Annotated in this window: 8 protein-coding genes and 1 pseudogene; all 9 read right to left on the bottom strand. The window is 63.9% G+C overall.

Translation table 11 applies throughout. The features are described 5' to 3' along the window. Positions 1-181 (bottom strand): annotated as a pseudogene (locus tag ACPYOG_RS15685) (hypothetical protein); the annotation flags it as partial. Between the two features lie 249 nt (positions 182-430). Then, positions 431-697 (bottom strand): hypothetical protein, encoded by a 267-nt coding sequence (locus ACPYOG_RS15680; RefSeq protein WP_481295107.1) that lies wholly within the window; start codon positions 695-697, stop codon positions 431-433. Positions 698-790: 93 nt separating this feature from the next. Further along, positions 791-1,741 (bottom strand): hypothetical protein, encoded by a 951-nt coding sequence (locus ACPYOG_RS15675; protein ID WP_481295106.1) that lies wholly within the window; start codon positions 1,739-1,741, stop codon positions 791-793. Positions 1,742-2,205: 464 nt separating this feature from the next. Beyond that, entirely contained in the window at positions 2,206-3,444 is a 1,239-nt protein-coding gene (locus ACPYOG_RS15670) for an integrase core domain-containing protein (RefSeq protein ID WP_481295105.1), read from the bottom strand. Positions 3,445-3,730: 286 nt separating this feature from the next. Then, positions 3,731-7,066 (bottom strand): DUF499 domain-containing protein, encoded by a 3,336-nt coding sequence (locus tag ACPYOG_RS15665; RefSeq protein WP_481295104.1) that lies wholly within the window; start codon positions 7,064-7,066, stop codon positions 3,731-3,733. Positions 7,067-7,181: 115 nt separating this feature from the next. Continuing rightward, complete coding sequence (locus ACPYOG_RS15660) at positions 7,182-8,108, bottom strand: hypothetical protein (protein ID WP_481295103.1); 927 nt, start codon at positions 8,106-8,108, stop codon at positions 7,182-7,184. Next, a complete protein-coding gene (locus ACPYOG_RS15655) occupies positions 8,101-10,932 on the bottom strand; it encodes a DUF1156 domain-containing protein (protein ID WP_267182127.1) in 2,832 nt (943 codons plus the stop codon). The genes ACPYOG_RS15660 and ACPYOG_RS15655 overlap by 8 nt, the downstream gene beginning before the upstream one ends. 94 nt (positions 10,933-11,026) lie before the next feature. Then, positions 11,027-12,640, bottom strand: a complete 1,614-nt coding sequence (locus ACPYOG_RS15650) for a DUF6119 family protein (RefSeq protein WP_481295102.1) — start codon at positions 12,638-12,640, stop codon at positions 11,027-11,029. Positions 12,641-12,739: 99 nt separating this feature from the next. Continuing rightward, positions 12,740-14,319, bottom strand: a 1,580-nt coding sequence (locus ACPYOG_RS15645; RefSeq protein WP_481295101.1) for a protein NO VEIN domain-containing protein, incomplete at its 5' end; no start/stop codon positions are given.

Raw genomic sequence — 14,319 nt, 5'->3', positions numbered from 1 at the left:
GATCCAGCAGCACACTGCCACCCCGGGCGAGCGCAACGGCGTCATGCGCGGGCTTGCCAACATCGACGCCGAGGAACACATCCACTGATTCATGCTTTTCGATCATCACCGCTCCGTCCTCATCGACAGCGGCCTCGCGGTCGTGAGTCTCGGCAGCCACGTTACGGAAGGCCTTCTTCAACAGTCTTGGCCGGGTCCTTATCAGCGATCACCCACGACCAGCCACGCCCGGTGACAACACACAAAGGATCATCCACGACAGGGCAAATACGTCATGCCGGACGCGACAGGCCATCACCCCTCAGAACGCCGCTTGAAGGGACACCAACAAAGTAACGGGCAAATTCGACCGTCGACAGAATCCAACATCTGACCTGCCGTACGTACCGCGGAGGCAAGTACCAGAGCTATTGCGGGGGGCCGAAACACCTCAGCTGTAGAGGCGCACTAGTTCTCGCCAGTCAGCCGATACAGCCGTGTTTGAACCCGGCTTCAGAGATGCATCCACGAATCCCCACTGGCCCTCGTGCCGCTTGATGAAGCCGACTTCCTCGGCGCGACCTGCGTCATCAAATCTGCGAAGGACCCAGTAGTCCCGGCTCTGCCCCCAAATCACGTATGTGTATCCGCTTCGCCGGAACTGCGGGCTGAATTCTGCAAAGCCGGGAAGCGCCTCAGGAACGTCGTCTTCGATCATTACGCGACTCTAGCGGCGCAATCACCGATCACGGGCGAACTCGAGCCAACCACAACGCCGATCTTTAAGCGTCGCCACCCAGCTCGATCAGATTCAGCTACCCGCGCCGTGGCGATAGTCGTATACAAGCACCCTCAGTCGGTCATACCAACGCTGAGTGTGAATGATGCGATCGAACTCGCCCTGCCTGTTGCTGAGAAGCTCTGAGCGCGAGAGCCGGCTCAACTGTTCCCAGTCGCCCCGGAGGATGTACAGAGCGTTGCCGACCCTGGCGTTCTCGAACGCGACAAACTCCGGCCCGAATTGGTACCCGATATACCGTTGCAAACCAGATGTACCAATCAGTCGATGGATCGGTTGTAGCGACTCGACCTTCTCGAACCGATCAATCATGATCTCGATCTCACGGCTGGGGACGCTGCCACCGTATCGCCGCTCAACGTATTCGCGAATGTCTTCTAGATTGCCTGGCGGAAGCGGCTCCCAGCTCAGGGCCTCGTTCGGAATTTCGGGGACCCCGTCATCTCCGACTCGCAGCAATCGCGCCTGGCCAAACCATTCCCGGCTGAGCGACGCGAGATAGCGAAACTCGTGCTCTCGCTCCTCGCTGAACGGCCCGTGGATCATTTTTCGGACAATGCCGACGGAAGCATCACTAGAGTCGACGTCCCGCGAGAGTTGCGCCTCAATCTGCTCGCCGAACCATCGCGACTTTTGCCACACATCGCGGGTCTGAGATATGTCGTGGTAACCGTCACCCCGGTAATTCGGCATCTGATGCGTGAAAGTCTGAGGAATTTTGGGAAGCTGCCGCCAAACCTTGGTCCAGCCTGTAATGTTCCACCGTGACCACCGGCCGACGTTCGCCGACGGAAGTCCTTGAGCCCAGCCATCGCCGACGTCAGCGAGATCCAGCTTTTCCACGCTCTCGGTATGCCATTCAGGAGAATAGGCCCGCACTGCGCCGAAAACGAACGGCGCACCATCAAGCGAGTCGATCTCGTGCTTCAAGTCTTCGGGAAGTGTGCGAAACCCAGCGGCCATGAATGGGCCTTCCTTTTATCTGATGGTTGATGCTGACTGCTTGTTACCTGGACGCGCGTCAACGAAGATCGCTTTCATCTCGACCTTCTTTTGCTTCGAAAGCGCACGCAGCGTGTCTTCAATTCGCTTGATCCTTTTGACCGAGAAGTCCGCATCGGTGTAACCAACACATAAGTAGAGACCAAACTCGATCCGCTCCGTACGCAGGTACTGAGGCAACTGCTTTGAAGCGCCGCTAAAGAACTTTGAAAACTGCGACCACCCTTTAAGCGCCGCCGCAGTGATGCCAAAATCCGCGGAATTCCGCGCTTTACGACCCCATGGAGATGACTGCGATCACATAGGAACTCACCCGATTGTGGGCAAATTGTGGGCAAAAACGGAATTCATCGAGCTCCGCTTAATGTGATGTCTCAGGGCATCTCTGACGATTCTGCATCAAGACATCTCTGACAGTTCATGTCTCAAGACATCTCTGACACTGGGGGGATCTTGCGAGGCCCACGCGGTCCTCGAGGGTTGCCGCTGCCGACGTATTTGGTGCCCGGCTCGGGCCAGGGATACTCGGCCAGGAGCGTCCCATCGGCGTCGAAGATCAGCAGTCGGTCGTCTTCCTCGACCCGATAGGCGGTGCTTCCGGCGAGGGTGCGGCTGACCTGGAACTTGGTGCCGCGGGCATAGACGGTGCCGTTGTCGTGGATCCGGGTCATTCGGACACCCTCGTCCTCGACCGGGGATGCCGGCTGCGGGAGGGGCCTGGGCGGCTCGACCACTGGTGTCGCCGCCCAGGCCGACGCCGGGGTGACCCGACCGGGCAAGCCTTGGTGCGGTCGCTCGGTGTTATAGATGACATCGAACGCGTCGACCTGGGTCTGCAGCTGCTCCAGGGTCTCGGCCAGCGGTTGCTTGTCTAGGAACCGGAACAGGGTCTGGTGGAACCGCTCATTCTTGCCTTGTGTGGTCGGCTTGCCGGGCTTGCCGGTGATCGGGTCGACACCGAGCGAGCGCACGTAGGCGACCAGCTGGCCCAGCATTCCGCGCCGGGACGGGTTCAACGCGGCCCCGTTGTCACTGAGCAGCCGTTGCGGGACACCGTGTGCTGCGATGCCTTTGCTGACCACGGCGATCGCGCCTTCGGAGGTCTCACCCCAGGACACGTGAGAGGCGACCGCGAGCCGCGAGTGGTCGTCCACGAGCTGGAAGATCACACACTTGCGCCCATCGCTGAGGACGTATTCGGTGGCGTCCAGCTGCCAGCACGCGTTCGGCGCCGGATAGACGAACCGGCGATACGCCGCGCGCGGTTTCTTCTTCGGCTCCAGGCGGGCAACACCCTGCTGACGGAAGATCCGCGCCAACGACGCGATGGCCGGCACCGGCGACATCCCGAGGGCGCGCATCTTGTCGTGCACGCTGATCGGGCCGTGATCCAGCCCGGACGCCTCCAACGCGGCCCGCACACCGAGCGCTTGCTGGACCACCTCATCCGTGACCCTCGACGGGCTGGTGTTCGGGCGCCGTGAGCGCGGCTCCAACGCCGCCGCCGGCCCATCCGTCGCGGCCCGTCTCCGGATCGCGTAGAACGTCTCCCGCGAGATCCCGTGCTCCGCACAGAACGTGCTCACCGCTCCCCGCGGCGCATCCGGCGGCCACTGAACGATCGCGAGACGGACACGAGGATCAACGGGCTCAACACGACTCATCCCTCAAACATCCAGGAGAAGTGTCAGGACCAAACACCGCGGAAGTGTCAGAGATCTATTGATTCACAACTGTCAGAGATGTCCTGAGACATAACATCGAGCTCCGCTTAATGTGATGTCTCAGGACGTCGAGCTCCGCTTAAGCGTATCGGTCTACTGGTTCTCCTTGGCCTCCTAAACGTCGGCCCCAACTCATGTGCGACCCCACCGACTCGGATCGCCAACGCCTCTTCGCCGGGGGCGCTAGCTCCCGGCCCCCGACGAGCAGGCTGTCTGACGTCGATCGTTACTCCGCCTCGAACTCGTTGGTCGTGAACTTCAGCGTGGTGGCGTTCTCCCTGATGGTGCGGAGCTGCTGCTCGGTGAAACCGTCGGAGTGCACGGCATCGATGGAGAGCGAGATAGTGAGCTTCGCGCCGGATGCGGCGAGATTGGCGAGTACCTCGGTGGCGATCTTGGCGAAGTCCGCGGAGTAGCGTTCAGCGTTGATTGGTGCGCTGCCGACGTACCGGGTCGACGAAGGCTTCTTCGCCGGGGTGGGTGTAGCCGTCGCGTTGCCACCCGGTGAGGCCACTCCTGCCTCGGCCGTCGCGGGAGCGTCCCCCCCAGCTTCGGATGCAATGCTGGTCGTCGTCGCCGCGACATCCTCGGCGCGCTGCGCTTCGGCGGGGGCGGGTTTGACGATCAGGGTGGCGTCGGTGATGGGTGCGCGTCCTGTGTCGCCGGGTAGCCAGAGGCCGCTGTAGCGGTCGGTCGCGTTGTCGTAGCAGTCGGCGAGGGCGAAGCTCTCGCTCTGCCATAGCAGCGGCTGGTTGTCGATGGCGTCGATGAGCACTTCGCGGGAGCGCAAGCGCGGCATGTAGGGGTACTGCGCGTATAGGCTCCACAGGTCGCCGACTGTTATGTGGCCCGCCGACCAGGCTGCGGGCACCTTCGTGTCGAGCGCGAGCCGGATCGAGCGTGCGGCGTGCTGGGTCGAGTACGCGCCCGCGCTGCCGAGTTTCTTGCCGACGCGCTCGGCGAGCGAGCCCGCCTGCCCCTCGGCCTTGACCTCTTCCAGCTCGAAAGGCGAGCCGGGGTCGGGTGCGACGGGGTTGAGCACCCACTGGTAGGTCAACGCGAGACGGTCATCGACGGTGCGGCCGAACTGGTCGCGCTTGTCCGTGGCCTGGGCGAGCTGTTGCGGCGTGAGGTTCAGCTCGTTCGCCTTCTCCGCGATCTCCTTCCACGCCAGGTACGAGCGAACGGATTGGTCGAGTTCGGCCAGGCGCTCCTCGTCGGGCGCGAGGAACACAACCATGTTGCGGTTCACCCGATTCGCCGTGCCGCGCCGCTCGGTCGCCTGCTGGGCGAAGTCGTGCGCGGGCGAGTCGCCCTTTTTGCGGCGGTGAGGGAACCTCGGGTGCAGAATGACGAGCCGGGCCTGATCGGTGTCGGGGATGTCGCCGGAGTCGGTCGGGCCGACGTGGACGCCTGCGAAGTCCGACCGGGCGCGTTCCTCGCCGCGCAGCCGCTTCACGATCTCGGCCCACACATCCTCGGGGTGCAGCGCCTCGGCGGCGTCCTTCGCACGGCGGGTGATGTTTGCGTGGGTGTCGTACCAGTGCTTGCCCGCGGACGAGTAGTAGTAGGTCGTCCGGTCGCCGAGCTGGGTGAGCGCGGAGTGGAAGTTTCCGACGACGTCGCCGGGGACGGCTGTGCCGATGAACACCCGCTGTGTATCGATGCCCTTGTGGGCGGTGCCGATGGTCGGTGCCGCGCCGAAGAAGACAGTGCGGGCTAGACGCTTGGTCACCGACCGCTGGCCGAGCACCGGTTTGTCGCTGTCGATGCGGGCGGGTTCGGAGTTGGCGCCGTCCACGTCGGCGTCGATGACGGCCTTCCACGAGTCCTGGAGGTACTGCGTCAGCTCGGCGTTCACCGAGGCGACCGACAGCGGGATCGAGCCGGGAAGGATCAGCGGTCCCTGGTCTTCGCCGACCCACAGCGCGTGGATGACGGCGTTCATCAGCCGTAGCACGCCTCGGGTGCGCTGGAACCGCTCCAGCGACGACCAGTCCTCGTAGAGCCGGTCGAACAGCTCCGGATGCAGAGGGTAGGTCTGCTGGATGCGCCGCGCGTACTGCGGGTCGCGGGCCTCTTTCGGGAACTCCCCCCCGTTGACCTGGTAGAAGTCGCTGAACGCCTTCGCGGTCGCGGCGATCTGAGCGAGCGCCTGCGCGTCCTCCGACTCGAACAGGCGCTGCTTCACGATCCGGTACGCTTCGTCGCTCGAGGCCGGCCGCCACTGGTCCGCCACCCGACGCACGACGTTCTGAAGACGCTTGAGCGCCTCCATGCCGTTCGATCCGCCGACTTCCTCGGCCGCGCCCGCGACTTCGCCGCTGTCGTCGCCGTCGTGCGACGCAGGGATCGAGATTGCCAGCAGCACGCCGGGGGTCGACTTCGCGGCCTCTGTCAGCGACTGGGCGAAGGTGAATTGGGTGTCGAAGGTGCCGCCCGCGAGATCCTCGCGGCCGTAGAGCTGCCGGGCGTAGGCGACCCACTCGTCGATCAGGATAACGGCGGGCGCGTACTTTGCCAGCAGTACGTGCAGGTCTCCCCCGGGGTTCGTACGCTTTTCGTCGTGTTCGCGCACGATCTCATACGCCTCACGCCCGCCGAGCTGCCAAGCCAGCTCACCCCACAGCGTGTTCACGCGGGTGCCGTCGTCCTTCGTCTCACCCTGCGGTGCGAAGTGGTTGCCGACGAGCGCGACCCGGCTAGCGGTGATGCCCTCCGCAGGGTAGCCATTGGCCGTCAGCAGCTCTTGAGCCTCCTGCGGGAACTTAGCGAGCGGCAGACCGCCGGCCAGGTGCCATAGCGCAAGCATCGAGTGGGACTTGCCGCCGCCGAAGTTGGTCTGAAGGTTCACCACGGGCGAGGCGTTCGTGTCCCCGGCCAGTCGCTTGACCGCGCGGCCGACCAGGTCGCGCAGACCTTCCGTGAGGTACGTGCGGGCGAAGAACCGTGCCGGGTCGGAATACTCCCCGCTGGTCGCCGCCGGGTCGCGAGCGACCTTGTAGAGGTCAGCGGCGAACTCGCTCGACTGGAAGTTGCCTGTGGCTACCTCGTCGCGCGGCTTCAGCACCTGCCGCCAGGGGGCTAGCCCCGACGCACCGGGCACCACCGTCGACGACTTCAGCGCCCGCGTGTCTTGCTTGTCAGTCGCGATGCGTCGCAGGTCGAGCCGGATCGCGTCCACCTTGTCAGCCGCATACGCCTGCCCCACCGCGGCCAGCAGCAGCCGGGCGTAGTCGAGCGCCCGCAGCGCCGCGTCATCATCGAACGAGGCGTTGTGCGCCCACTGATTTCGCGTCTCGCGCAGCAAGCTCGCATATGCCTCGTGCTCGCGCGTGACCGCGCCCTTGAACGGGTACCAGCCTTTCTTCACACGACCGGTGAGGCCCTCGGTGAGCATCCGAAGCTGCAAAGCAGGATCTTCCCGGCTGTATGCCTTGCCAGAAATGCCCTTTTCTTCGTCGGCGAGCTTGACCACCAGCGCCCAGTCGGACTCCCCGATCTGCGGCTCCAGCACCTCCGCGATGAATGGGTCGAGCGCCTCCGCCAGAATCTCGAACATCCGTCCAATGCGGTCACGATTTGATGTCGCCACTTGAAAGCCTCCTGGTTTCCTAGGCTACCGAGGCCAGAAGACTTCTGGCGGACGCAGGGCTCGCCGTCGGCGTGGCGCGAGGCTAGGAGTTCGGCCCCGCGACATGTGCGCGAGCACTTTCGGCGCCCTCGTCGGTATCCGGGTGATAAACCCAGCCTGTTTCGACCGACCAATGGAATACGTCGAGGCCGTTCGCAAGCCAGAGGTCAGTGACGCCATCGATTGGCGTGAACGTACCCCAGGTGAAGAGGCTCGGCGACAGCGCCAGCAGGTCACCGTTCTCACCGCTCCCGGCGATCGGGAGATAGAGATGGCTCCGGGGAGCGGCGAGCGTTGCGCTCTCGGCGCGCAGCTTTTCGACATGTCGGGCGATGTTCCCGTCAGTGGCCAGGTACTCGGAGAGCCGGTCCAGGTAGGGCGTCTCGGGGCGCTCGGCGATCTCTGCGTTGGCGCTGCTGAAGTACACGCCAGCGGGCCTCTCATCGCTTAGCTGCCAGGCGCTCAGCCCCGACCCCAGCTCGACTGTTCCCACCTCCGGGTCGGCGCTCCCAAGCAGCCCTGCCCAGACGGATGCCCGCTGTTGGAGATCGCGCTGACTCGACGGCAGCTCGATGAAACGCTCGAACTGGAGCCCCCAGGGGTGGGTTCCGCTGTACGCCGCGTGGATGGCCGGAACGATGCGATCGCTCATCGTGACGAGCCGCCGCATGAACTCCGGATCGGTCGTCTGCATGACCTCGGCGGCCTCCAGGTAGTCGCCCTCTCCCCAGAGCACGAAGTCGACCAGACGCTGACCTGCCTCGGCACCGTCGCGCGGCTCCGGCCAAAGCCTCGTGTGCGCGGCGAGCGCCCATGCCGCCTCAAGTTCGCCGGAACGCAGCCCGGTCAGCGACTTGAGATGCGCATCGAGGCTCCGGATACGCGGGCCGTTCCCGAACGCTCGCAGACCTTCCGGGAAGGACCGACCGACGGCGCACCAGCCCTTGAGCAGATTGCGGGGCTCAGTCATCAAGCGCTTGGAAGTCGAGCGTCGCCGCGGTGCTGACTGGCACAGCCAACCGCCTAGAGTCGAGTAGCTCCGACCACGATGTGGCAATGCCGTTGAACGAGATGGCGTCTTTCGTCCAGCCGTTCTTCTCGGCGACCTGGAACAGCAGGTACGCCAGTTCCTTCACGAGGTCGAGGTCAACCGCGCCGTCGGATCGTCGGCTTGCGTTATGTAGGAATGCCCCCGCAGCTGGGATGCCAGTCGTCTCCTGGATACGGATCGTGTGCTGAAGTGCTTCCCAAGCGGACGTGTGCTGGTCGGAGGCTACGTCGTAGTCGTCCGGCAGATCGGTCGGGCGGTAGAGCTCCACCTTGCCGGCACGTGCGCTCAGGATGCCCTCGCGCTCCATCGCCGAGACAGCCGTGGCGCGCGCGCGAGCTAGGTTTTCGGCGTCACCGAACGCCCCTGCGTCGTAGCCGTTGCTTCGATACCAGGCTATGGCGAAACGGGTGGTCGGGTCGAAGTCGCCTTCCTGCTCGGTCAGCAACTCGTCGAGCACCTCATTTATGCGCGCGAGAGCCGAACGCACCGACATTTCCGATCCGTCCGACTCAATGACTTTCGCGTATCGCGAGAAGACGGCCATGCCAGGCCCGATGGCCGACTGCGGGAGATCAACCGGTGCGATCCCGCCTTGCTGGAGCTCGCGGAGTGCCGGCCCAAGTTCGCCCTTCATCGCCGCGATGAAGCCACGCCGGTCGGTAATCGTTGCGTCGTCGGGGCGGGGGCGGAGCGCAAGCACAACCGAGGATGCAAGAGCGTTGGTGCCGATGCTCGTCATTCGACCAGCACGTTCGGACCGAACGGGCCATGTGGCCGTCACCGTCCACCCGGCGCGCACCATCGAGCCCAAGATGGTCTCCCATCCGGTAGATGCCTGACCCAGGACATCGGACTCCGCCTGCTTGAATGCGTAATACACAGCGATGGGGAATTCATCCCCTGCCGAGTCACGGGCGTGCCGAAAAACGGATTCAAAGCCAACTTCAAAGAACTTCTTCGCCCCGTCCGCACCGCCTTGCCGATATGGGTTGGCCACCAGTTCTTCAGCCTTGGGCACAAGCATGGTTCCGAGCAGTACTGGATGAATATCGCGTAGAGATCGTCGCAACCAGACGTAGAAGAAGTCTGATAGATCCGAGTAGCTGATGTTGTCGTAGTACGGCGGATCAGTTGTCACCAGGCCTGCGAGTGGTCGCGACGCGGCATCTGCTTGTGTGACAACTGAGGTTGCGCTTGCAGGAAGAACGTCGATGACTCGAGTCACCGCACGAACCATGATCGACAACCCGCCTGACGAACTACCGAGTGGATTCCCCTCTGCGAAGTCCCAAGCCATAGGCAAGGCCTGACGGGTGAAGACGTGAGCGACGATCTCCATCTGAGGCTGATTCGCCCATGTCGACAAGCTGGATTGGTAGTCGGTCATTCTGGACACGGCAAACCCGAGATAGGTAGCGACCGCGTCGGCGTAGGCTTCCGCACCGCCACCCCCCTGCTCAAGGCGGACGCCGTCAGGCAGACCTGCTGCGCGGGCGTCAGCGAGTACTCGCTGACGCGCCTCTACGACGAGGTCGCTAAATGTCGTGAGAGCCGTCAATTGCCGATTCGTGAACAGCGAGTCGAAAGAGTCAAGTCCGTATGACGGTGTCCACAAGTTGCGGGGATCATTGCCGAGCTTCTGATCCGGCACATCGTGCGGCCTTGCGACGTCCGCTGCCATTCTCTGTTCCTCGGAAGGAGCGACGTAAATCCGCTGACGATTCCCCTCAGCTACGGTCGCTATGAGGGCGGTTCCAAGACGACCCGCTAGTCCCTCGCCCTTGATGAAGTCGGTCGAGACGGCGGTTGCACAAGAAACACACACCGCACCCTTCCGGCCCGACATGGTGCCGTCAGCGTCCCCTGTCGGACCGGCGTTTGCATCGTGTCCGATCCCGAACTCTACCCGTCCCTCAATTACCCGCGGCACGACGTAGGCTTCCTTGCCCTTCTTCTTGCCGAGCCACCACGTGCGCACGAGCGGCATCTCGATGCCGCACGCGGGGTTCGGGCAGGTGACGGTCCGCGCCCAGATCCAGGCGATCACGTTGGCCTCCCCGCCGCCCGGCAGCTTCGCCTTCGGGTAGAGGTGACCGATGCGCTTCTGCGCCTCATCGCGCATCCAGTGGCCATACCTACGCACGTCTTCCGCAAGGCCAGTCGCCTTCGGCCAGTCCGTACGCGTGTCAGCTGCGCCAGTGAACACCGGCTCGCGTCCCGCGAACTTCGGGGGAATCTCAATGAGCGCCTTGTTGATGAGGACCGCTACCGGGTTAAGGTCGCTCGCGTGGGATTCCAAGCCGAGGCGCTGGGCCTCCAGTGGGATGGTGCCACCTCCGGCGAACGGGTCGAGGATCGCAGGCGGGTTGCCATTCGTGGACTTCAGAATCTCGGCGCGCACGGCATCGAACAGCGCCTCATCACCCAAATTGTCCCAATCGACCATGCGCGTGATGAGGTCGAACAATCGTTCGCGTTCCTCCTTGATGCGGTGGCCGGCCCAGCCTTCGGGGTCCTCGTAGCCCCGCTCGCGAGCCTCGGCGAGAAACTCGTCTTCTCGTACCGAAGGGTCGTCCACGAGCTGCGCGAACAGCACCGCTCGCGCCGTCGCCAGGGGTCGACGCGCCCACCACAGGTGGAGCGTGCTCGGGTGGCCATGACGGATCGACTTCTCGCGCGCCGACTGCTTGTTGATTTCGTCGAGCGGGATCGAGACCTCGATCAGCTTGCGCTTGACTGCCACTGGACTCCTCTCAGACGCGCTCTCACGCTTGTCATACTGCGACTTTCAACCCTACCGGCGGCGTAGGACAGCGCAGCGCGGTCCGGGGTGACGGCTACATCGACGGCACTGTTTCGACGGGCACCCGCGAGACAACGACAGTTGGGCCGAGGCTCTGTATCTGTTTGGCTGTCTGCATAAGGTTGAGCTTGCTGAAGAACGGCAGCCAACCAGCGCCAGTTCCCTTGGAGTTCGTCAAGACCGCGAAATGCACCGTATAGCGTGCCCTGTCAGGCCGGCCGTCGGAGCCCGGAACGAGCTCGAGCCATCGGGCCGAATCTTCACCCGCAATCTCGCCGAGTTGCAAGCGCACGGAATCTCGGAACGCACCGTCTCCAATGAGAGTGTTAGCTGAGATGTTGCCCTGGGCAAAGAGATGGCTAAGCGTGGCCGACCGCGACTTGCGCTTGACATGGATGAGCTCAGCACCCACCGACAGAAGGTCGCAGAACTCGATGGAGCTTGTGGCGTCCGCAGCGCGAGCAAGCTGCTTATCGAGTAGGAGCAGGTCGGCCGACTGTCTTGCGACTCGTTCGTTGTAGGCGCCTTCGCTTTCACTCCTGTATGCGGGCGGCAGCGTGGTCTCGGCTTCGGGCAGGGATTCGAGGTAATTGTCAACCGCCGAAACCAGCGTCGCTGCGACTTCGAACCATCGGCCTTCGATCAGCGCGAAGAGCTTGCCATCGAAGTCTTGCTCCGAGACCAGTGCGTTATAGAGGCTCCAGCGGGTGTCGAAATTACCCGACTTGATCCACCCCACCTGTACTCGGCGAGACTTGAGGTGCTCCAGGCTGAGGTCGCCTCGTTCGTCGCCGAGTACCTCAAGATACTCGTCGAGGTCGAGGTCTTCGAACTGGCGTCGGCCAGCTCCGCCGATCTTGAATCCGGAAATCTCGTCCCAGCCGAAATTCTCCGGCATCGCGAGATGAGTCCTCGTTGTGTCGCCCGCCTGAAGCTGAACGACGAGCAGCGCATCGAGCGCCGCGATGTTGCTTGGATCTTTCACCTCGGCGAGGTGGTCGATCCACTCGAAGCGCGCCTTGTACGCGTCATCCTCGTAGGCAACGAGCAGTTCGGCGAGCAGAATCGGTAGCTCCTTCACCGCGAGCTTCGTGGTGAGAACGAGCGCATCCGATCCCGTGATGGTCCGCCCCAAAGACTCATCGGAGGGCTTGCCAGTGACAGCGCGGAGAAGGTCCCGAACGGCATCAACGCCGAAGTTTGAGAGTTCGGCGTTCTTGCTCGTCTGCGTAGTCTTCGAGACCACCATGTCCTCGAAGGTCTTAGTGTCGAGACTGCGGATCTGCTGGGTATCGATGCGGTTGAGCGCGACTTTGAGCCCGAATCGGCGCTCGATCTTCGACGGGTCAAGGAAACTGCGTCCGAACCCGAAGCTAAGCGCGAAGTAGCGGTCGGCAGCATTCAGGATTAGGAGACCTGATGCCGAGGCCGTCCTAACGTCGAGATTCGATTCCAGAACGGGTGAGACGTACTTCGCCCACTCCGGAAACCGAGGCTGGTTGTATTTCGAATAGAAGATCCCACTGAATCCCGCCGACGCCGAGACATCCTGCTCGGTGAAGGGCTGCTCGCCGCCAGTGTCGAGGGCATCGCCCGGCTCCATTACGTCCGTTGTCAGCAGAAAGATCGTTAGTCTCTGGCTCCCCATTGCGCCGCCCCTTGCTGTCTTTGCACATACTCCCGATCGTCGTCGACTCGCCCAGTCCAGCGCGCCGCAGCACCGTTGTGCACCCTCGAGCGAACGTTATCAGAACGGCTGCCCGCCGCGAGCCCACCAGTCGTTCCAGGAGAGGTTCTGAGAGACGACATCGAAATCGGTGAGCCAGGCGGGCTCGACACCCTCGAACGCGTTGCTGATGTAGCGCACCTCGTCGTGCTTCGCGCCCCTGGCGCTGACGCGCACGAGCGCGAGGCGGTGGTCGGGCGCGGCGTTAAGCGCGGTGAGCACCTCGGTGCGAGTGATTGTGAAGGTGTCGGCACCCTCGATGCGAGCTTTGACCTCGATGCGGATGCCCGCGCCTTCGACGGGCCTGGAGAGAACGTCGAAGCCGGGATTGTTGTGGGCCTGCTCCTCGGGGTCGCGGCCGAGGGCTCGCTCGATTCCGAGCACGGCGTCGACGCCACGACGCTCGACCTCGGCGCGGGCCAATGCACTCGCGGCCACATCGCCGGGAGCGCCAGGCTCAGCAGCAGCCGGCATGATTAGGGCGATGGCGGTGATGCGCGGCGCCATGGGCGACATAGCGAGCTGCCGGTCGATGAGCGCGAGCCGGGACTCGCGGCGCTGCTCTAGCTCCTCGGCGCGGCGGCGCAGGGTTTCGGCGGAGAAGCGCACCTTCTTGCCGGCGGCTGCATCCGCGTCGGTCCTCAGCGCTTCGGTGTAGAGACGGTTGACCTCGCGGGTCAGCCGGGTCGCGACGCGCTCGCGGACGCGCTCATACTCATGGGTGCGACGGGTTGTCACGTCGGCGGCGAACTTTGGGAGTTGCTCGGCAATGACCCAGGAGACGGCGTCCTTCTCGCGCTGTGTGAGCCACGGCAGGCTCGTGCCCTTGGTGCGCTGCACTTCATCCGCGGGCGCATAGTCGAGGTACGGCGCCGGGCCGGCCTCGCGAACGGCGCCGTCGGCGTCGACGACCGAGTAGCCGAACCGCTTGCTGACAGTCTGCCCGGTGGAGTCGCGCACTTCGTTGAGCACGCCGACGAGCAGGGTCGGCTCGGTCACCTTGTCGGAGGTGAGAACGGTGCCGCGGTCGAGTGCAGGACGGTACTCGTCGATGACAAGCTGCAGTGTGGCGTCGTGCAGCGGATGGCCGGGTGCGAGCAGTTCAGCGCGAGGCGTGCCCTGCACGCCGATGGTGGCGACGTCAAACGTGATGCGCTCGTAACGGCGGGCGACGGGCGCGCGCCCAGCCCGTTCCCGGATGCCTGCGGGGACGTGGGTGATCTCGTAACGGCCCTTCTCCCGCCGCTCGATGCGCCCGCCTGCACGGTCGAAGGCTTCCAGGAAGGCGTCGCGGATGAAGTGCGGCTGGAGGCGTTTGGCCCTCGCATCCTCCATCTGGCGCCGCAGCGCCTCCAGGTCAGTCGGCGCAAGTGCTTCGCTAGCGAGGGCTTCGTCGTCGAGCAATTCCTGAAGCCCGGCAGAAACGCCCTCGTCGATGACCTCCCACATCTTCGCCTTCACATCGGGCTGCTCTCCGTAGCGGATCGCGTCGCGCAGCACGCGAGTCAGCGACAGGTCACCGAGGGAGGTGCCTAGCACGTTGAAGATCTCGCCATCGTAGGCGGCGCGCTGCTCCTCGATCTTGTCGAGCAGGCGTATGA

The organism is Leifsonia sp. HAY1-4F (assembly GCF_056755275.1).
Note: the sequence above shows the minus strand (reverse complement) of the source record. Positions and strands in the feature narration are given on the sequence as shown.

Excerpts from the sequence above, each read along its gene's own strand:
- ACPYOG_RS15665 (WP_481295104.1), bottom strand. The coding sequence starts at position 7,066 with ATGTTCGAGATTCTGGCGGAGGCGCTCGACCCATTCATCGCGGAGGTG.
- ACPYOG_RS15675 (WP_481295106.1), bottom strand. The coding sequence starts at position 1,741 with ATGGCCGCTGGGTTTCGCACACTTCCCGAAGACTTGAAGCACGAGATC.
- ACPYOG_RS15680 (WP_481295107.1), bottom strand. The coding sequence starts at position 697 with ATGATCGAAGACGACGTTCCTGAGGCGCTTCCCGGCTTTGCAGAATTC.
- ACPYOG_RS15670 (WP_481295105.1), bottom strand. The coding sequence starts at position 3,444 with ATGAGTCGTGTTGAGCCCGTTGATCCTCGTGTCCGTCTCGCGATCGTT.
- ACPYOG_RS15660 (WP_481295103.1), bottom strand. The coding sequence starts at position 8,108 with ATGACTGAGCCCCGCAATCTGCTCAAGGGCTGGTGCGCCGTCGGTCGG.
- ACPYOG_RS15650 (WP_481295102.1), bottom strand. The coding sequence starts at position 12,640 with ATGGGGAGCCAGAGACTAACGATCTTTCTGCTGACAACGGACGTAATG.